Annotated in this window: 18 protein-coding genes; 9 read left to right on the top strand and 9 right to left on the bottom strand. The window is 69.0% G+C overall.

Features of this window, described 5'->3' with window-relative positions; translation table 11 throughout:
* The first annotated feature begins 26 nt into the window (after nt 1–26).
* From ACFPO9_RS03240 to ACFPO9_RS03230, 3 genes are read left to right on the top strand one after another with little or no spacing between them, the layout of a single operon-like run.
* A complete protein-coding gene (locus ACFPO9_RS03240; protein ID WP_379766969.1) occupies nt 27–353 on the top strand; it encodes a DUF6152 family protein in 327 nt (108 codons plus the stop codon).
* A complete protein-coding gene (locus ACFPO9_RS03235; protein WP_379766966.1) occupies nt 344–727 on the top strand; it encodes an OsmC family protein in 384 nt (127 codons plus the stop codon). Before ACFPO9_RS03240 ends, ACFPO9_RS03235 begins: the two co-directional genes overlap by 10 nt.
* Nucleotides 728–1,675, top strand: a complete 948-nt coding sequence (locus ACFPO9_RS03230; RefSeq protein ID WP_379766963.1) for a pirin family protein — start codon at nt 728–730, stop codon at nt 1,673–1,675.
* A 58-nt stretch (nt 1,676–1,733) separates the two neighbouring features.
* Here the strand turns inward: ACFPO9_RS03230 and ACFPO9_RS03225 are convergent, their stop codons facing one another.
* A complete protein-coding gene (locus ACFPO9_RS03225) occupies nt 1,734–3,617 on the bottom strand; it encodes a putative bifunctional diguanylate cyclase/phosphodiesterase (RefSeq protein ID WP_379766960.1) in 1,884 nt (627 codons plus the stop codon).
* A gap of 169 nt (nt 3,618–3,786) precedes the next feature.
* Here ACFPO9_RS03225 and ACFPO9_RS03220 point away from each other — a divergent pair, with 169 nt between their 5' ends.
* Nucleotides 3,787–4,518, top strand: coding sequence for an SDR family oxidoreductase (locus ACFPO9_RS03220; protein WP_379766957.1), 732 nt, complete (start codon nt 3,787–3,789; stop codon nt 4,516–4,518).
* A 97-nt stretch (nt 4,519–4,615) separates the two neighbouring features.
* Here ACFPO9_RS03220 and ACFPO9_RS03215 read toward each other — a convergent pair whose 3' ends face one another.
* Complete coding sequence (locus tag ACFPO9_RS03215; protein WP_379766954.1) at nt 4,616–5,326, bottom strand: glutathione S-transferase N-terminal domain-containing protein; 711 nt, start codon at nt 5,324–5,326, stop codon at nt 4,616–4,618.
* Between the two features lie 77 nt (nt 5,327–5,403).
* On the opposite strand from ACFPO9_RS03215, the gene tssF reads away from it, so the two are divergent.
* Genes tssF through ACFPO9_RS03200 form a run of 3 tightly spaced genes read left to right on the top strand, consistent with a single transcriptional unit; the run spans nt 5,404 to nt 10,798 of the window.
* Complete coding sequence (gene tssF / locus ACFPO9_RS03210) at nt 5,404–7,269, top strand: type VI secretion system baseplate subunit TssF (RefSeq protein WP_379766951.1); 1,866 nt, start codon at nt 5,404–5,406, stop codon at nt 7,267–7,269.
* Nucleotides 7,233–8,333, top strand: a complete 1,101-nt coding sequence (tssG, locus tag ACFPO9_RS03205) for a type VI secretion system baseplate subunit TssG (protein WP_379766948.1) — start codon at nt 7,233–7,235, stop codon at nt 8,331–8,333. The genes tssF and tssG overlap by 37 nt, the downstream gene beginning before the upstream one ends.
* A gap of 50 nt (nt 8,334–8,383) precedes the next feature.
* Nucleotides 8,384–10,798, top strand: coding sequence for a heavy metal translocating P-type ATPase (locus tag ACFPO9_RS03200; protein WP_379766945.1), 2,415 nt, complete (start codon nt 8,384–8,386; stop codon nt 10,796–10,798).
* Here the strand turns inward: ACFPO9_RS03200 and ACFPO9_RS03195 are convergent.
* Entirely contained in the window at nt 10,782–11,159 is a 378-nt protein-coding gene (locus tag ACFPO9_RS03195) for a hypothetical protein (protein WP_379766942.1), read from the bottom strand. The genes ACFPO9_RS03200 and ACFPO9_RS03195 overlap by 17 nt on opposite strands.
* Nucleotides 11,160–11,272: 113 nt before the next feature.
* On the opposite strand from ACFPO9_RS03195, the gene ACFPO9_RS03190 reads away from it, so the two are divergent.
* Complete coding sequence (locus tag ACFPO9_RS03190; RefSeq protein ID WP_379766939.1) at nt 11,273–11,614, top strand: H-NS histone family protein; 342 nt, start codon at nt 11,273–11,275, stop codon at nt 11,612–11,614.
* A 76-nt stretch (nt 11,615–11,690) separates the two neighbouring features.
* Nucleotides 11,691–12,125, top strand: coding sequence for a hypothetical protein (locus ACFPO9_RS03185; RefSeq protein ID WP_379766936.1), 435 nt, complete (start codon nt 11,691–11,693; stop codon nt 12,123–12,125).
* Here the strand turns inward: ACFPO9_RS03185 and ACFPO9_RS03180 are convergent.
* The 6 genes from ACFPO9_RS03180 to ACFPO9_RS03155 all read right to left on the bottom strand — a co-directional run bounded on the left by ACFPO9_RS03180 (nt 12,111) and on the right by ACFPO9_RS03155 (nt 17,701).
* The gene (locus ACFPO9_RS03180) at nt 12,111–12,878 is read right to left on the bottom strand and encodes a sulfite exporter TauE/SafE family protein (protein WP_379766933.1); all 768 of its coding nucleotides are present in this window, start codon (nt 12,876–12,878) and stop codon (nt 12,111–12,113) included. The genes ACFPO9_RS03185 and ACFPO9_RS03180 overlap by 15 nt on opposite strands.
* A gap of 74 nt (nt 12,879–12,952) precedes the next feature.
* Nucleotides 12,953–14,335, bottom strand: a complete 1,383-nt coding sequence (locus ACFPO9_RS03175) for a multicopper oxidase family protein (RefSeq protein WP_379766930.1) — start codon at nt 14,333–14,335, stop codon at nt 12,953–12,955.
* Nucleotides 14,332–15,723: a TolC family protein gene (locus tag ACFPO9_RS03170; protein ID WP_379766927.1), complete on the bottom strand. Its 1,392-nt coding sequence runs from the start codon at nt 15,721–15,723 to the stop codon at nt 14,332–14,334. The genes ACFPO9_RS03175 and ACFPO9_RS03170 overlap by 4 nt, the downstream gene beginning before the upstream one ends.
* Nucleotides 15,720–16,175 carry a hypothetical protein gene (locus ACFPO9_RS03165; RefSeq protein ID WP_379766924.1) on the bottom strand — a complete coding sequence of 152 codons (456 nt, stop codon included), beginning with the start codon at nt 16,173–16,175 and terminating at the stop codon, nt 15,720–15,722. The genes ACFPO9_RS03170 and ACFPO9_RS03165 overlap by 4 nt, the downstream gene beginning before the upstream one ends.
* A 64-nt stretch (nt 16,176–16,239) precedes the next feature.
* A complete protein-coding gene (locus tag ACFPO9_RS03160; protein ID WP_379766921.1) occupies nt 16,240–16,626 on the bottom strand; it encodes a hypothetical protein in 387 nt (128 codons plus the stop codon).
* A 127-nt stretch (nt 16,627–16,753) separates the two neighbouring features.
* Entirely contained in the window at nt 16,754–17,701 is a 948-nt protein-coding gene (locus tag ACFPO9_RS03155) for a cation diffusion facilitator family transporter (RefSeq protein WP_379766918.1), read from the bottom strand.
* Between the last annotated feature and the right edge of the window lie 60 nt (nt 17,702–17,761).

Here is a 17,761-nt window from a genome sequence, read left to right as displayed (position 1 = left end):
CTCGACCCGATCTCGAAGGAGTCCACATGAAACGCTGGTTCCTGCTCGCCGCCTTGGCCGCGGCCGCCACCGCTTCCGCCCACCACGGCGGGTCCGAATACCAGGCCGACAAACCCCTGCAGCTCACCGGCACCATCCAGGAAGCCGGCTACGTCCAGCCGCACGGCGGGTGCGCTGATCGCCTGCGGACGGCTGCTGGCTTGGATATGATCGAAAATTTCGATGCCAGACGGTCAAATAACTCGTTTTTCTTCCGCTCCCCGGGCGTCCATAATGAACGCCATCGACAAGCCCAGGATGGCATGTGCATCACGTACAATCGTTCAACGACAGGGAGACCGACATGGAAGTAAGGACCCACCGCGGCCAGGGGCCGCTGCAGCAGGTCATCGAAATCGGGCCGCACCGGCTCCTGACCGACGTGGCGCCGGAATCCGGCGGCGAGGGCAGCGGCCCCGAACCGCACGACCTGCTGGCGGCGGCGCTGGCGGCCTGCACCACGCTGACGGTCAACCTGTACGCCAGGCGCAAGGGCTACGCGCTCGACGAGGTCCAGGTCAGTATCCAGCACGGCCAGGAAGGCGCGGCCTACGCCCTGCATCGCAGCATCCGCTACCTCGGCGCCCTGAGCGAAGAAGAAAAGCAGCGCCTGACGGACATCGCCAACAAGTGCCCGGTCCACAAGACCCTGTCCGGGCAGATCCAGATCACCACGGAGGCAGAATAAATGGAACTCGACCAACACGACGCCCACGACAAGCACGATGAGCAGAGCATGCTGGAAACCATCGTGGTCCCGCGCACGCATGACCTGGGCGGCGGCTTCGAAGTCCGGCGCGCGCTGCCGCACAAGGACCGCCGCATGGTCGGCCCCTTCGTCTTCCTCGACCAGATGGGCCCGCACGTGTTCAATGCCGGCACCGGCATCGACGTCCGTCCGCACCCGCACATCGGCCTGTCCACCGTGACCTATCTGCTGGAAGGCGAGATCTCGCATCGCGACAGCCTCGGCACCGTGCAGGACATCCGTCCCGGCGCGGTCAACTGGATGACGGCCGGGAAGGGCATCGTCCACTCCGAGCGCACCGGGCCGCTGGTGCGCGCGAACGGCTCGACCCTGCACGGCCTGCAATGCTGGGTGGCGCTGCCGAAGGCCAGCGAAGAAAAGGATCCGAGCTTCTCGCACATCGCCGCCGACCAGCTGCCGGTGCTCGAAGGCGAGGGCGCCACCGCCCGCATCATCGCCGGCGAATACTTCGGCAAGCGCGCCCCGGTGCCGGTCGAGTCGCCGATGTTCTACGTCGACCTGGCGCTGCAGCCGGGTGCGCGCATGACGATGCCGGCCGAGTACGGCGAGCAGGCGATCTATGTGGTGGAAGGCACGCTGGACCTTGGCCGCGACGGCAGCTTCGGTCCCGGCCAGCTGCTGGTGCTGAAGCCCGGCGCCGCCGTCACCCTGGCCGCCGCCAACGGCGCCGGCGCCCGTCTGATGCTGCTGGGCGGCGAGCCGATGGACGGTCCGCGTTACCTGACCTGGAATTTCGTCTCCAGCTCGGCGGACCGCATCGAGCAGGCCAAGGAAGACTGGCGCGAAATGCGCTTCCCGAAAGTGCCGGGCGAAACCGAGTTCATCCCGCTGCCGGATACCCTGGGCCGGCCGGTGCGTTATCCTTAGACTTGGATTCCCGCCTGCGCGGGAAGTCATTTCGGGCAATGCCCGGAATGACGGGCAATTAGCCTGGCGCCCGCGGCGCGGCTTGTTCGCGCAGGTAGCCAGCGCAGTCCTCGGGGCTCAGCGGTTTGCTGTAATAAAAGCCCTGGATCTGGTCGCAGCCGGCCGCGCGCAGTCCGTCCAGTTGCTCCTGCAACTCGACGCCTTCGGCGATCACCTCCAGGCGCAGGCCGTGGGCCATGGCGATGATCGCCTTCACCATCGCCATCGATTCGGCGCTCTGGTGCATGTCCTGGACGAAGGAGCGGTCGATCTTGAGCTTGTCGACCGGCAGCTGCTTGAGGTAGCTGAGGCTGGAATAGCCGGTACCGAAATCGTCGATGCTGATGGTGCAGCCGAGTCCGCGCAGGCGCGCCATCAGGCCGGCGCTGCGCTCGGGGCATTGCACCGACATGCTTTCGGTGAGTTCCAGTTCCAGGTCGCCCGGCGCCAGCCCGGCATCGCGCACCACGCTGGCCACGCAGCCGACGATGTCGGTGCGGTGGAACTGGCGCGCCGACAGGTTGACGGCCACCGGCACCGTCGGCACGCCCTCGACGCGCCAGGCGCGGCACTGGTCGACCGCGCTTTTCAGCACCCACTCGCCGATCTCGACGATCAGCCCGGCTTCTTCCGCCACCGGAATGAATTCCACCGGCGACACCACGCCATGCCGCGGATGGCGCCAGCGCAGCAGCACTTCGAGCCCCGCCACCGAGCCGTCCTTCAGCGCGATCTTCGGCTGGTACATCAGGAACAGCTCCTTGTGGTCGAGCGCGGCGCGGAGCTGGCTTTCCATGGTCAGCTTGCGCTTGAAGGCCGCCTTCAGCTCCTCGGAGAAATGCTGGATCTGGCCGCCGCCCATCAGCTTGGCGCGGCGGGTGGCCATGGCGGCGTTATTCATCAGGATGTCGGCGCTGTCGCCGTCCTGCGGGTAGATCGCGTAGCCGATGCTGCAGGTGAGCGGGATGGCGCCGCCGCCCGGGTTCTTGAACTCGCGGTGCACCGCCTGCATGAGCTGGCGCAGGCGGTCGCGGGCCACGCTGTCGTCGCCGAGGCCGGGCAGCAGCACCATGAATTCGTCGTTGCCGATCCGCGCCAGCAAATCTTCCGGCCGCAGCACGCTTTGCAGGCTCCAGGTGATCGAGACCAGGGCCTGATCGCCGGCGTGGTGGCCGAGGGCTTCGTTCAGGCGCTTGAACTTGTCGAGGTTGATCGAGGCGACCAGGGTCGGCGTGTCCTGCCTGCGCCATGCCTCGATGCCGGCGCCGATGGTGCGCACCAGCGCCTGGCGGTTCGACAGCCCGGTCAGCTGGTCGTGGTTCAGCAGGAACTCGACCTGGCCGGCGGCCGCGCTCAGTTCCGGATTGGCGGTGTCCAGCAGCACGTGCGAACACAGGGCCTGGGCCGCGCTGGCCAGCTGGCGGTGGTGGATCAGCTGTTCGACCATGCGCGCGAGGTCGCGCAGCAGGTCCAGCTCCTCGCCGCTCAGCTGGCGCGGCTCGCGGTCGATCACGCACAGGGTCCCGATCGGCATCCGGTCCACCGAATACAGCGGCACCCCGGCGTAGAAGCGCACATGGGCGTCGCCGGTCACCATCGGGTTGTCGCGAAAGCGCGGGTCCTGGGTGGCGTCGCCGACCACCAGCGGTGCGTGCTGGAGGATCGCGTGGCCGCAGAAGGAGATCTCGCGCGCGGTCCCGGCGCCTTCGAAGCCGCAGCGCGACTTGAACCACTGGACGTCCTTGTCGACCAGCGAAACCAGGGCGGTGGGCGCGTTCAGCAGGCGCGCGGCCATGCGCGTGATGCGGTCGAAGGCTTCCTCGGGAGGGCTGCCGAGCAGGCGGGTGGCGTGTAGGGCGGCCAGGCGGCGCGCTTCGTCGACAGGAATGTCAGGAACTTTCATGGTCCTCCTTGCGATGCATCGGGCGGTGCTTTGCGGCCCATTCTGCCATGGCGGAGCGAACTGGAGCAGAGGCAAGGGTGCAGGGGCAGCACGTTTGACTTTATCGTGCGCGCCCGCTTGGGATAACATCCAGGTGGGAACCGCGCGCCGCGGCGGGATGGAGAGAGAAATGAAAGCGATCGTAACCGGCCATACCAAGGGCCTCGGGGCTGCTCTTGCCCGCAACCTGCTGGCGCGCGGGGTGCCGGTGCTGGGCCTGGCCCGCACCCGTTCCGACGGCCTGGCGCAATCCTGGCCCGAGCTGTTCGAGGAGGTCGAACTGGACCTGGCGGACGGGCCGGCGCTGGTCGACTGGCTGGCCGGGAACGCGCTGACCGACTACCTGGACGGCACCGGCGCCGTGCTTCTGCTCAACAATGCGGGGATGATGGCCCCGGTCGGGCCCCTCGAGGAGCAGGACCCGCGCGCGGTGCTGCGCGCCGTGACCCTGAACGTGGCGGCGCCGATGGCGCTGGCGGCGGCCGTGGTGCGCGCCAGCGACGGCGGGCAAAAGCGCATCATGCACATCTCCAGCGGCGCCGGGCGCCATCCCTATCCCGGCTGGAGCGTGTATTGCGCCACCAAGGCGGCGCTCGACCACCATGCGCGCGCGGTGGTGCTGGACGGCGGCCAGGACGTGCAGATCTGCAGCCTGGCCCCGGGCACCATCGACACCGCCATGCAGAGCGAGATCCGCGCCACCTCGGAAGCGAACTTCCCGCTGCGCCAGCGCTTCGTCGACCTGAAGGAAACCGGCAGCCTGGTCGATCCGGACGATTGCGCCGAGCAGCTGGTCGACTACCTGCTCGGCAAGTCCTTCGGCGATGAGGTGGTGGCCGACCTCCGTACCCTGGGCTGTTAAGGTTTTCCGAGCACCTGAAAGCCGCTCAGGACAAGGCGCATCGTCGAAGACAGTACGCCCGTACGGCGAGACGATGCAACGCCGCCATGGGCGGCTTTCAGGCGCTCGGCGCCGGCGGGATCGCCAGGCCGCGCGCCACGGCAGGACGCGCGACGAACGCCTGCACCACGCGCGCCACGTTGGCGAAATCCTGGTAGCCCACCAGCTCGCCCGCGCCATAGAAGCCGACCAGGTTGTTCACCCAGGGGAAGGTGGCGATGTCGGCGATCGTGTATTCCTCGCCCATGATCCAGCTGCGGCCTTCCAGGTGCCGGTCCAGCACCCCCAGCAGGCGCTTCGACTCGGCCACGTAGCGGTCGCGCGGGCGCTTGTCCTCGTAGTCCTTGCCGGCGAACTTGTGGAAGAAGCCGAGCTGGCCGAACATCGGGCCCAGGCCGCCCATTTGGAACATCAGCCACTGGATGGCCTGGTAGCGCAGCGCCGGGTCGGCGGGCAGCAGCTTGCCGGTCTTCTCGGCCAGATAGAGCAGGATCGCGCCCGATTCCCACAGCGGCAGCGGCTTGCCGCCGGGGCCGTCCGGGTCGATGATCGCCGGGATCTTGTTGTTCGGGTTCAGCGACAGGAACTCGGGCGAGAGCTGGTCGTTCTTGCCGAAATCGACGCGGTGCACCTCGTAGGGCAGGCCGGTTTCTTCCAGCATGATCGCGGCCTTGACGCCGTTCGGCGTGGGCAGCGAGTACAGCTGCAGGCGCTCGGGATGCTGCGCGGGCCACTTGCGGGTGATGGGGAAATTGTTCAGGTCAGCCATGCGCGTCTCTCCTGGGTAGATGGTCCATGTTGATTGTACTCAAGATACGTTTGCAGCGTGGGTGGGAGTATCCTTGGATGGACGAGCTACTGCGCTACTACGAGGAAGAGTTGGGCCTGTTCGGCCAGTTCGCGCGCGAATTCCGCGCCCGTTACCCGAAGCCGGCCAGCGAGCTGCACCTGGCCGGCGAGACCTACGAAGACCCGAGCGTGGCGCGCCTGATCCAGTCGGTGGCCCTGATGAGCGCCAGGATACGCAAGCGCCTCGACGACGACTACCCGAAGTTCACCGAATCGCTGCTGGAAAGCCTGTATCCCCACTACCTGCGGCCCATGCCCTCGCACACCATCGTGCAGGTGGGCGGCCATGGCGACGCCGAACTGCCCGACGCGCAGGTAGCGATGCCGCGCGGGACCATGCTGCGCACCAGCGCCCGCCACGACAGCGTGATCCTGTTCCGCACCGTCTACGATGTGCTGCTGGCGCCGCTGCGCGTGGCCGGACTGCAGTTCGCGCCGCTGGCGGGAAGCCCGCGCTCGCTGCGCCTGCCGCGCGGCGCCGGAAGCAGCATCGGCATCACCATCGACACGCCCGGCCCGCGGCCGCTGGCCGAGGTGCTGCCGGCGCGCCTGCGCCTGTTCGTCGACGGCGAAGCGTCCACGCGCGCGGCCCTGATCGACGCGCTGTTCCTGCGCGGCGCCTGCGCCTACGTCCAGGCCGGTGGCGAGGCGGCGTGGCTGCCGCTGCCTGCCGTTCCGCTGGCGCTGGCCGGCTTCGCGGAAGACGATGCGATGATCCCGTTCCCGGCGCGCGCCCATCCGGCGCTGCGCCTGCTGAGCGAATACTTCTGCTATCCCGAGAAATTCCACTTCATCGACCTCGACACCACGGCCCTGCGCGCGCTGCTGCCGCCGCGCTGCACCAGCTTCACCCTGCAGGTGGTGCTGAACGGCTTGAGCGTCGATTCGGACCCGGCGCGCCTGCTTGCCGGGCTCAAGCCGGGCAACCTGCTGCCGTCCTGCACCCCGGTCATCAACCTGTTCCCGAAAGCCGGCGCGCCGCTGCAGCTGTCCTACACCAGCGCCGATTACCCGCTGCTGGCCGACGGCGCCCACGCGGCCGACTACGAGATCCACAGCGTCGACGCGGTGCGCCTGGTGCGCGAAGGGCAGGGCTCGAGCAGCGTCACCCGCTTCGCGCCCCTGTATGCCGCGAACGGCGACGCCGAGGGCGGCGAAGCCCAGGAAGGCAATCACTACTGGATCACGCGGCGCGACCATGCGGTGGCGGCGGTCAGCCCCGGGCACGAGATGCGCATCGCCCTGATCGACGCCGACTTCCGCAGCACCGACAGCGCCGGCGCCCCGGGGTGCCGGACCACGCTGTCGACCACGCTCACCTGCACCAACCGCGACCTGCCGGCCCAGCTGCGCTACGGCGATCCGCAGGGCGACCTGCGCACCGACGAGCTGTCCGGCGTGGCGCCGATCCGCATGCTGCGCAAACCGAGCGCGAGCTACCGCTTCGGCAGCGCGCGCGGCGCGCACTGGCGCCTGATCTCCCATTTGTCGCTCAGCCACACCAGCCTGACCATGGCCGGCCTCGACGACTTCCGCAAGATGCTGGCGCTGTACGACCTGCCGCATTCGCCGGCCGCGCAGCGCCTGATCGCCGGCATCCAGGGCCTGGAGCACGGCGCGGTGCGCGCTTGGGTGCGGACGGCGCCGGTCTCGACCCTGATGCCGGGCATCGCCATCCGTCTGACGGTGGACGAGGAAGCCTTCGCCGGCGCCAGCCTGTTCGTGTTCGCACGGGTGCTCGACCATTATTTTGCGCTGAACGGACAGCTCAACTGTTTTACACGGCTGCAGGTCGTGTCGCGCCAGACCGGCCAGGAGCTCCTTGCATGCGAACCCCGCCACAGCAGCCGGCCACTGGGCTGATCGCGCGGCTGCTGGCCGAGCCGCAGCGCTTCGAATTCTTCCAGGCGGTGCGGCTGCTGCTGTTGTGGCTGGGCGAGCAGGGCGTGCCGCCGCGGCGCGCGCTGGAACGCCACCTTCGCTTCCGTAACAGCCTGGCGCTGGGCTTCCCGGCCGGCCAGGTCGAGGCGCTCGCACCATCCCTCGCGCTCGACGGGCTGCCGCCCCGATTCCACCTGACGCCCACCTTCATGGGCCTGCTGGGCGCCCACGGCACCCTGCCGGCACACGTGACCGAGCGCATCGCCGCCTGGGAAGCCGGGCAGCCGGACGACGAGCTGGCCGATGCGCCGCGCGCCTTCCTCGACATCTTCAGCACGCGCATGCTGGCCCTGTTCTATGGCGCGTGGCGCAAGTACCGGGTCGAGCACGCGGTGACTGGCGCCGAGGGCGGCGACGCCTTCCTGCCGCTGCTGCTGGCGCTGGCGGGTTTCAGTCCGGGCTCGCCGCACGGCGCGGTGGACGACGCCACGCTGGCGCGCTATGCCGGGGTGCTCAGGCAGCGCCCGGCTTCGGCCGTGGTGCTGGCGCGGGTGCTGTCGCATCACTTCGGCGTGCCGATCGGGCTGGAAGAGGGGATCGGCTTCTGGGATGCGCTGTCGCGTGAGGAGCAATCCAGGCTGGGCGGCTCCATGACGCATCCCGGCGCGGTCCTCGGCCAGGCCGCGGTGCTGGGCGAGCGCTGCTGGCGCCCGGACCTGCGCGTGCGCGTGCGCATCGGGCCGCTGCGCCGCGCCCGGTTCGAGCGCTTCCTGCCGCATGCGGAGGGCGCCCGCGCCCTGCGCACCATGCTCGGCCTGTTCGCCGCGCCGACCCTCAGCTACGAGGTGGTGCTGGTGCTGGCGCACAGCGAACTGCGGCCCGTGCGCCTGGCCGGCGGCCCGCAGCGCCTGGGCCGCGACAGCTTCCTGATCACCCGGCCGGCGGCCGGCGACCGCGCCGACATGGTCTACGACCTGCGGCCCATGCCGCCGCTGCCGCCAGCCGCCTCACCCTTCGATCTCGAAGATCCGGCGAACGGCGCTTGACCTTCCCATCGTGGGAAGGATTATCCTGTCATTAACTGACAGGAGTAATCATGGAAACCAGGGATTCCACCGCCGGGCTGCAGCTCGCGGTACAAGGCATGACCTGCGCGTCCTGCGTGGCGCGCGTCGAAAAGGCGCTGATGAAGGTCCCCGGCGTCACGGAGGCCAGCGTTAACCTGGCGCTTGAACAGGCCACCGTGCATGGGACGGCGCTGGATGCGGACGCCATCGTCGCGGCGGTGGTGCAGGCCGGCTATCAGGCGGCGCCGATCGAGCGCGGCCAGCCGCGGCCCGCGCCGCGCCCGCACGCGCTGCCTGCGTGGTGGCCGGTGGCCGCCGCCGCCATCCTCAGCCTGCCGCTGGTGCTGCCGATGTTCTTTTTTAAGATGCTGCTGCCGGGGTGGACCCAGCTGCTGCTGGCGACCCCGGTCCAGTTCTGGCTGGGCGCGCGCTTCTACCGCGCCGGCTGGAAGGCGCTGCGCGCGGGGTCGGGCAACATGGACCTGCTGGTGGCGATCGGCACTTCGGCGGCCTACGCCTTGTCGGTGTACCAGCTGTTTGCCGCGCCGGCCGGCCACGGGCTGCCGCACCTGTATTTCGAATCCTCGGCCGTGGTGATCACCCTGGTCCTGCTCGGCAAGTGGCTGGAAGGCCGGGCAAAATACCAGACCGTGGCAGCGATCCGCGCCCTCGAATCCTTGCGTCCCGATAGCGCCATGGTGAGGCGCGGCGGCCGTGATATCGAAGTCGCGCTGGCCGAGCTGCGTAGCGGCGACCTGATGGTGGTGCGCCCCGGCGAGCGCGTGCCGGCCGACGGCCGCGTCATCGAGGGCGGCAGCCACCTGGACGAATCCCTGCTGACCGGCGAAAGCCTGCCGGTGGCGCGCGGCGCCGGCGAGGCGGTGCTGGGCGGCGCCGTGAATGGCGAGGGCCTGTTGCTGGTCGAAGCGACCAAGGTCGGCGCCGACACCATGCTGGCGCAAATCATCCGCATGGTCGAGGATGCGCAGGCGGTCAAGGCGCCGATCCAGCGCCTGGTCGACCGCGTCAGCGCCGTGTTCGTGCCGGCGGTGCTGCTGATCTCCGTCGTCACGCTGCTAGTCTGGGGCCTGGCCACCGGCGACTGGCAGCAGGCCTTGCTGAACGCGGTGGCGGTGCAGGTGATCGCCTGCCCGTGCGCGCTGGGCCTGGCGACGCCGACCGGGATCATGGTCGGCACCGGCGTGGCCGCCCGCCACGGCATCCTGATCAAGGACGCGGAAGCGCTGGAGACGGCGCACGCGCTGCGCACCGTGGTGTTCGACAAGACCGGCACGCTCACCGAGGGCAAGCCGCGCGTGGTGGCGGTCGAGGGCGGCGAATCGCTGTTGCCGCTGGCCTGGGCCGTGCAGCAGTACAGCGAGCACCCGCTGGCGAAGGCGGTGGCGCAGGCGGCGCGGGAACGCGGCTTGCCGCTGCCGCCGGCCGTGGGCGAGGCCGCCGCCTTGCCGGGCCGCGGCGTGCGGGCGCGGGTCGGGACCGCCACCGTAAATCTCGGTAACCGGCGCCTGATGCAGGAGCTCGGCGCCGACACGGACGCCTGGGACGAGGCCGCGCGCCGGCACGAGCAGGATGGCCGCACCGTGTCCTGGCTGGCCGCGGAAGAGGGCGGCGCGCTGCGGGTCGAGGGCTTGCTGGCCTTCGGCGACCGCCTGAAGCCGGCCAGCGCGGCGGCAGTGGCGCGCCTGCAGGCGATGGGCGTCGAGACCGTCATGCTGACCGGCGACAACCGCGGCGCGGCGGCGCTGGTGGCGCGCGAACTGGGCCTGACGCGCTACGTGGCCGAGGTCCTCCCGGCCGGCAAGGCCGCCGCGGTGCGCGAACTGATGGCGGACGCCGGCCGCGGCAAGGTGGCGATGGTCGGCGACGGCATCAACGACGCCCCGGCCCTGGCCGCGGCCGACGTCGGCATCGCCATGGCCGGCGGCACCGACGTGGCCATGCACACGGCCGGCATCACGCTGATGCGCGGCGACCCGCAACTGGTGGCGGACGCCATCGCGATCTCGTCGGCCACCTACCGCAAGATCCGCCAGAACCTGGGCTGGGCCTTCGTCTACAACGTGGTCGGCATCCCGGTCGCGGCGCTGGGCCTGCTCAATCCGGTGCTGGCCGGTGCGGCGATGGCGCTCAGTTCCGTCAGCGTGGTGACGAATGCCTTGCTGCTGCGGCGCTGGACGCCGGTTTCTTTTTCAATCCCTGTTTCAAACGAAGGAGCAACGACGATGTACGAATTGACCGTGGAAGACATGACTTGCAAACACTGCGTGGGCCGCGTGACCAAGGCCGTGCAGGAGATCGACCAGGCGGCGAAGGTCGATATCGACCTGCCGACCAAGAAGGTCAAGATCGACAGCGCCGCCGACCTGGACAGGATTGCGCGGGCGATCGACGCGGCCGGCTATCCGGTCAGTGCGCGAGCGTGAAGCGGACCAGCGCCAGCGACAGGGCGAACAGGTAGCCGTAGGCGAAGCGGTCGATGCGCAGCAGATCGTCGCCGCGGCGCGCCCGCCAGCGGCCGGCCACGCACATCAGCAGGCCGGCCGCGACCGGCGTCACGGCCAGGTTGACGATGCGCCAGGCGCCGTGCGTGAAGTTGGCGGGGAAGACCAGCAGGCTGAGGCCGCCCAGCAGGGCGCCGAAGGTGGCGTAGGCCAGCGCGGCCAGCCACGGATTCGGCCGCCGCTGGAAAGGCTCGGCCAGGGAGTGCAGGCCGAGTTCGACCAGCAGTTCGACGGCGGCCTGGAGCAGGAATTCGCCGAGGAGTTCGAGGAGGGCTTCGAGCATGGCAACAACTCTACTGTAAGCCTGGGCGCTTGACCAGTGCGTCAGCATTTCCCCACTCATGTAGAATCGCCAAGAATGCCAAATAAACAACCGGGAACATGAAAGGCGCACACATGGCAAAGACCGACCTGTCGAACTACAACCTCGCCGAGCTCAAGGGCCTGCAATTCGATATCGAAAAGGAGATCAAGTCCCGCCAGCATGACGAGGTCAGGAAGGCGCGCGAGCAGATCCTCGCGATTGCCCAGGACATGGGCGTGCCGGTGTCGGCGCTGCTGTCCGGGGAGGGCGGCGGCAAGAAGGGCGCGAAGAAGGGCGGCAACGGCCAGGCCGGCCAGGCGCGCTTCCGCAACCCGGCCGACGAGTCGCAGACCTGGACCGGCCGCGGGCGCCAGCCGAAGTGGATCGCCGAGGGGCTCTCAGGTGGCAAGTCGCTGGACGACTTCCGGATATGAGTGAGGCGGGGGCGGCGTATGATACGGCCTTCGACACCAGGAAGAGCTGGAAGCGCTGCGCGAAGCCGGCGATGCATTGGAAAGCGAGCGCCTCAACGCCGAGCTGCGTAACGCCAGGCAGGTGGTGATGGATGCCCCGGTCGGCAAGGCCAAGGACCAGCTGGCGATCGAGGGCAAGGATGCCCAGCTGGCGGACTTGCGGACCCAGCTCGAGAAAGGCGTGGCGCAAAATGCGACGCTGCCGGACGCGCGGCTGGCGGCCGAGATGGAACTGGTCGGCGCCAGGACGGCGCGCGACAGCCTGCAAGCCGAGAACGCGGACCTGCGCAAGCAGATCGCGGCCCCGCGCAAGCGCTGGGCGCCGTACGGAGGCTGGCGGCCGCGGTCTCGCCGCTGCCGGCCGAATGCAGGAAGAACTTCGCGGCGATGCTTGCCAGGATCGCCAGCGTGCCTATCGTTGCTGCCAGTGCCTCGAGCATGGCTACCTCGCATGGACTCAGTGCTGCAATAGCGTGGGCGCGTACGTCTTCAGGAAGAATACCAGTGTGATGCAGGCGGTGGCGCATAGCGTCACAGCGCGGATCACGTTCGCCGGCGCGCGCTTGCCGACATGCGCGCCGCCGTAGCCGCCGATGACGGCGCCCGCCAGCATCGCCAGCGTCTCCGGCCAGCGCACCGCGCCGGCCGCGATGAATGCCAGCACCGCCACCGTGTTCGCCGCGCTGACCAGCAAGGTGCGCGGCGCATTCAGGCGTTTTATATCGCCGTTGTCCAGCAGTCCCCAGACCGCGATCATCATGATCCCGACCGCGCCGCCGAAATAGCCGCCATAGATCCCGAGCCCGAATTGCAGCGCCAGCACCGCATGCGCGTGGATGTGCCAGCGTGCGCGCAGCGCCTCGCCGACGCGCCGGCCGAAGGCGAGCGCCAGCGAGGCCGCCAGCAGCAGCCAGGGCAGCACGAAGCTGAACGTCGCGGACGGGGTCCGCAGCAGCAGGAGGGCGCCCACCAGGCCGCCGCACAGGGTGGCAGCCAGCAGGGCGCGGATCGGGACGGCGCCGACGGATCTGGCGCCGTCGCGGTAGGCCCAGGCGCTGGCGAGGCCGCCCGGGAACAGGGCCACCGTGCTGGAAGTGTTCGCCTGTACCGGAGGCACGCCCGCCGCGATCAGCGCCGGCAGGCTGACGAAGGAACCGCCGCCGGCCAGCGCATTCATCGCCCCGGCCACCATTCCTGCGGAAAAGGTCATGATCATTGCATTCATGTGCCGATCATAGGGGCCTGCGACCTTGTCCGCAATCCGGCAATTCCGGGCCCAGCCTTCGGCCAGGCCGAAGGCTAATGCCCGCCGTGGCCGCCGCCGCGCTTGACGGTGGCCACCGGTTCGCCGGGCGCCGCCGCCGTCGCCGGAGCCCGGACCGGCTCCGGCATCGCGCCGGTCCACTCCTTTGCCACCGTGCCCTTCGGATGCCTGAACCAGCCGGGATCGCGGAAATCGCCGCGCGCGAGGCCTTCGCGCACCTTGATCATCGTGAACATGCCGCCCATTTCGATCTCGCCGAAGGGACCTTTGCCGTCCATCATCGGCAGGGTGTTCTCGGGCAGGGGCATGCGCATGCCGCCCATCGAGCCGCCTTTTTCGCCCATCACCATGTAGCCGGGCACCAGGTCGTTGATCTTCCTGGCCACGCCGCTGTGGTCGACGCCGATCAGGTTGGGCACCTGGTGGCCCATCGCATTCATCGTGTGGTGCGACTTGTGGCAGTGGAAGGCCCAGTCGCCCGGCGCATCGGCGATGAATTCGATGGCGCGCATCTGCCCTACGCCGATGTCGACCGTGACTTCCGGCCAGCGCGCGGCCGGTGGAATCCAGCCGCCGTCCGTACCCGCGACTTCGAAGCGGTGGCCGTGGATGTGGAAGGGGTGGTTGGTCATCGACAGGTTGCCGATGCGGATGCGCACGCGGTCGTCCTTCCTCACCACCATGGCGTCGGTGCCGGGGAAGGCGCGGCTGTTGATGGTCCAGATGTTCTGTTCCAGCATGGTGTTGACATTGGGCGTGTAGCTGCCCGGCTCGATGTCGTAGGCGTTCAGCAGGAACACGAAGTCGCGGTCCACCGCGTGCTGGCGCGGGTCTTTCGGGTGGGTCACCCAGGAACCCATCATGCCCATGCCGATCTGCGCCATTTCGTCGGCGTGCGGGTGGTACATGAAGGTGCCGGCGTAGCGCGCGACGAACTCGTAGACGTAGGTTTTTCCCGGTTCGATGCGCGGCTGGGTCAGTCCCGCCACGCCGTCCATCCCGTTCGGCAGCAGCTGGCCGTGCCAGTGCACGCTGGTCGCTTCCGGCAGCTTGTTGGTGACGAAGATGCGCACGCGGTCGCCCTCGACCACCTCGATGGTCGGACCCGGGCTCTGGCCGTTGTAGCCCCACAGATTGGCCTTCATGCCGGGCGCGATCTCGCGCACCACGGGCTCCGCGACCAGGTGGAATTCCTTGACGCCGTCCTTCATGCGCCAGGGCAAGGTCCAGCTGTTGAGGGTGACGACCGGGTTGTAGGGGCGGCCGTTCGGCGGCACGAGCGGCGGCGCGGTGCCGGCCGAGCTCTGGACCGGGGCTTCGGGGATGGCGGCCGCGGCGGCCTTGCTCACCAGCGAAGCGCCGACCATGGCGGCGCCTGCGCCGGCGCCGTTGAAGAGAAAATTCCTGCGGGATGTCATTCTGCGTGTTCCTTGTGTTCCTGGCTCTGGTGTTCGACGTGTTGCGCGCCGAGGCGCACGCCGAGCGCCGCCTCCAGCTGCGCATGCGCGGTCCAGAACGCCTTCAATGCCTCGATGTAGCCGGATACCGCGCCGGCCTGCTCGCGCGAATCGGCAAGCAGTTCCTGGGTCGACATCAGCATGCCGTTGTAGCGCAGCAGGACCTCCTTCGAGATCCGCTTGCGCAGCGGGATGATGCGGTCGCGGTAGTGGGCCGCGAGGTCATAGGCCGCGCGGTAATCCAGATAGCCCTCGCGCGCCTCGCTGCGCGCCGTGACGGCCGCCTGGGCCACGCGCTGCACCGCCTGCATGTAGACACCCTCGGCGCGCGCCACCCGCGCGCCGCCCCAGTCGAACAGCGGCAGTTCCAGCGTGAGCTCGTAGCCGCGCGCGGTCGGCGCACCGGTCGTGGTCTCGTTCACGTAGCCGAGATCGAGCACGTTGACGAAGCGCGTCGTCTTCGTCAGCCCCAGGTTGGCCGCGGTCGCCTGGGCGTCGAGCTTCGCGGCCTGCACGTCGAGGCGCTGTCCGATGGCGATGCGCTCGATGTCCGTCAGCTGCGCCGGGGACGCCGGCAACTCGGGCAGGTGCACGGGCAGGCTGTATTGCGCATCCTTGCCCCACAGGCCGAGCAGGCGCGTGAGCTTCTCTCGCGCGGCCACGGCCTGCTTGCCGGCGCGGGCCAGCGCGGCCTGGGTTTCAAGGTGGTAGAGCTGCTCGCGCGACAGGTCGAGCTGGCTCATGTTGCCGGCCTTCGCCATGCGCCCGGCCAGTTCGGCGCTGGCCTCGGCGGCGGCGTCGACCTGGCGCGCGTAGTCCAGCGCCTGTCCGGCCGCTACCGCATCGACCCAGGCCACGCGGGTGTCGCGCGCATGCTGCTCGATTTCGCGCGCGACTTCCAGCCTGGCCTGCTCGAAGCGCCGGGCCTCCAGGCGCGAGGCCAGCGGCAGGGTCAGCAACTGCACCAGGTTCATGGTGAAGGTGCGCTCGATGGCGAGGTCGCCGGCGTTCGATACATGCTTGTAGGCGAGCACCGGATTCGGCAGCCGTCCGGCCTGGGCCAGGTCGGCATCGGCGATGCCGACCTTCCAGTAGCTGGCCTGCAGGCCGGGGTTGGCCAGCACCGCGACTTTCACCGCCTCGTCCATGCCCAGCGGCTGCGCCAGCGTGGCTTGCACCTGCTGCGCCAGTTCGCGCGCGGCGGCATCGTCGCGCGCGAGGCGGGGTTCGGCGCCGATGCGTTCGCGCGCGCCGGCGGCGACCGAGGCGAAGCCGCCATCCGGCGCCACCGTCGTGCAGCCGGCCAGCACGGCCAGCGCCAGCGGCGCGCCCAGCGTCTTCAGCTTCATGGCGCCTCCTTGGCCTTTTTTATCTTGTCCTTGCCGCAGCAGGACCCGCAAGCGGCGCCGCAGCAGGACATCTTGTCCTTGCCGGAGGTGTCGCCGCCCGGCGCGCACATGGCCGGGCTGTCCTGCTTGCCCATGTTCATGCCTTGCATACCCTGCATGGCCGCGTGGTCGTGCATGGCGTGGCCGGCATGCGGATCGGCGGCCTGGCTGGCCATCGGTTTCATGGTCAGGGCCATCGAGTTGGTGGCGGCGACGGTCTGGTTGCTCTTGACCCAGTTGGCGTCGGGGGTGGCGGCAGGCGCGGCCTCCCCAGGTTTGGCCAGGGTCGATTGATAGCCGGTGGCGGGTACGGGCGCTTGCGGATCGGCCGCTTGCTGGGCGTGAGCGTGCACGCTGGACGCGGCCACCAGCAGGCAGGCGGCGGCGCGCGCCAATGGATATTGGATTTTCATCGGATTCCTCGTTGAATGAAACGTGATGTCAGCCGTCGGCCATGGGGCAGGACGGCGCGCGGTATCAGGCGAGGAGGGGGCTGGGAGGCCGTTCGGGCAGGACGGGATCGACGCTGGGCAGATGGCCGGCGCGGAAGGGAATCGAGGTGGTGGACGGCGGCGCCGGCGCCGGCGTGGCAGGCATGCTGGAAGCCATCGCCGCGCCGACGCAGCAGGCGGCGCAAGTGCCGCACTTGCCCTTGTCGTGCTGGCTGGCGGCGCCATCGTGTGCGGACGGCGCCTTGGCTAGGTGATCCTTCGCCATCTGCTGGTGGCAAGGCGGCGGTTCCGCGGCCGGCATTGCGTGCGCAGCCAGCGATGCGTCCACGACGCGCGGCAGCATGCTTGCCGAAGCGAATGCCTGGAAGGGCAGCGCCAGCATCAGGAAGCAGACCACGAGTAATCGGAACATGGATTTCACGTCTTCATTCTAGCACGCGTGACAAGCCGGCTGGCGTGGCGCGGCCATGGCCGTGATAGCATTATTCCAAGCAGCGCCATCGTCCACGGAGGCATACAAGATGAGTCCAGCGGCACCGTCAGGCCATCGCCGAGCGCAGCGCGCCCGATTCGAAATAGATATGCTTGATCGAGGGGTAGAGCGCCATCACCGCCTTTTCCAGCCGCTCGATGGCATCCTCGACTTCGTCGATGCGCATGCCGCGCCGGAACTGCACGGCCGCCGTCAGCAGCGCCTCGTCGGGGCCCAGCTGCATGCTTTGCAGGCTGGCGATGCTGTCGATGGCAGGGTCCTTCTCGAACAGGTCGCGCACCTTGCGCGTGGCCTCGACGCCGATGCTCTCGCCGACCAGCAGCCCGCCGGTCTCGCGCGCCAGCGTGAAGGCGGCGCCCACCAGCAGCAGGCCGATCAGCACCGAGGCCGCCGGGTCGAAGTAAGGGTTGTCGAAGAAGTGGCCGAGGACGATGCCGAGCGCCGCGATCGCGAGGCCGATCAGGGCCGCGCTATCCTCGATGAAGACGGTGAACACGGTGGCGTCCTTGCTCGCATGGACCGCCTGCCACAGCGAGGCGCCGGGTTTTCTCAGCTTGTTCAGGGCCTTGCGCGACACGTTCCAGCTATAGCCCTCGAACAGCGCCGAGACGCCCAGCACCACGTAGTTCCAGGTCGGGTCCTGCAGCGGCTCCGGATGGCGCAGCGCGTCGATGCCGTGGTAGATCGACAGCCCGCCGCCCAGCGAAAAGATCGACAGGGCCACGATCAGGGCCCAGAAATACAGCTCCTTGCCGTAGCCGAAAGGATGCTTGGCGTCGGCCGGCTTGGCGCTGTTTCGCTCGCCGACGAGCAGCAGCAATTCGTTGCCGGTGTCCACCGCCGAGTGGATGCCCTCGGCCATCATGGCGGCGCTGCCCGTGATGGCGGCGACGATGAATTTGCTGACCGCGATGCCGAGGTTGGCGACGATGGCCGCGTAGATCACCTTCAGCGAGCCGCTTTTCTTTTCTTCCTGGTCCTGCCCGGTCGTCATGTCCTGGTCCTGTGCCTTGTCTGCTCTTGGGACCAGTGTAGCCAATTCGACAGCATCGGC

It is taken from the genome of Massilia aerilata, from assembly GCF_042656905.1.
Taxonomy (GTDB): Bacteria; Pseudomonadota; Gammaproteobacteria; order Burkholderiales; family Burkholderiaceae_D; genus Telluria; species Telluria aerilata.
Note: the sequence above shows the minus strand (reverse complement) of the source record. Positions and strands in the feature narration are given on the sequence as shown.

Bases quoted from the DNA above. Each gene is read 5' to 3' on its own strand.
- ACFPO9_RS03240 (WP_379766969.1), top strand. From the start codon at position 27: ATGAAACGCTGGTTCCTGCTCGCCGCCTTGGCCGCGGCCGCCACCGCT.
- ACFPO9_RS03235 (WP_379766966.1), top strand. From the start codon at position 344: ATGGAAGTAAGGACCCACCGCGGCCAGGGGCCGCTGCAGCAGGTCATC.
- ACFPO9_RS03230 (WP_379766963.1), top strand. From the start codon at position 728: ATGGAACTCGACCAACACGACGCCCACGACAAGCACGATGAGCAGAGC.
- ACFPO9_RS03225 (WP_379766960.1), bottom strand. From the start codon at position 3,617: ATGAAAGTTCCTGACATTCCTGTCGACGAAGCGCGCCGCCTGGCCGCC.
- ACFPO9_RS03220 (WP_379766957.1), top strand. From the start codon at position 3,787: ATGAAAGCGATCGTAACCGGCCATACCAAGGGCCTCGGGGCTGCTCTT.
- ACFPO9_RS03215 (WP_379766954.1), bottom strand. From the start codon at position 5,326: ATGGCTGACCTGAACAATTTCCCCATCACCCGCAAGTGGCCCGCGCAG.
- tssF (WP_379766951.1), top strand. From the start codon at position 5,404: ATGGACGAGCTACTGCGCTACTACGAGGAAGAGTTGGGCCTGTTCGGC.
- tssG (WP_379766948.1), top strand. From the start codon at position 7,233: ATGCGAACCCCGCCACAGCAGCCGGCCACTGGGCTGATCGCGCGGCTG.
- ACFPO9_RS03200 (WP_379766945.1), top strand. From the start codon at position 8,384: ATGGAAACCAGGGATTCCACCGCCGGGCTGCAGCTCGCGGTACAAGGC.
- ACFPO9_RS03195 (WP_379766942.1), bottom strand. From the start codon at position 11,159: ATGCTCGAAGCCCTCCTCGAACTCCTCGGCGAATTCCTGCTCCAGGCC.
- ACFPO9_RS03190 (WP_379766939.1), top strand. From the start codon at position 11,273: ATGGCAAAGACCGACCTGTCGAACTACAACCTCGCCGAGCTCAAGGGC.
- ACFPO9_RS03180 (WP_379766933.1), bottom strand. From the start codon at position 12,878: ATGAATGCAATGATCATGACCTTTTCCGCAGGAATGGTGGCCGGGGCG.
- ACFPO9_RS03175 (WP_379766930.1), bottom strand. From the start codon at position 14,335: ATGACATCCCGCAGGAATTTTCTCTTCAACGGCGCCGGCGCAGGCGCC.
- ACFPO9_RS03170 (WP_379766927.1), bottom strand. From the start codon at position 15,723: ATGAAGCTGAAGACGCTGGGCGCGCCGCTGGCGCTGGCCGTGCTGGCC.
- ACFPO9_RS03165 (WP_379766924.1), bottom strand. From the start codon at position 16,175: ATGAAAATCCAATATCCATTGGCGCGCGCCGCCGCCTGCCTGCTGGTG.
- ACFPO9_RS03160 (WP_379766921.1), bottom strand. From the start codon at position 16,626: ATGTTCCGATTACTCGTGGTCTGCTTCCTGATGCTGGCGCTGCCCTTC.
- ACFPO9_RS03155 (WP_379766918.1), bottom strand. From the start codon at position 17,701: ATGACGACCGGGCAGGACCAGGAAGAAAAGAAAAGCGGCTCGCTGAAG.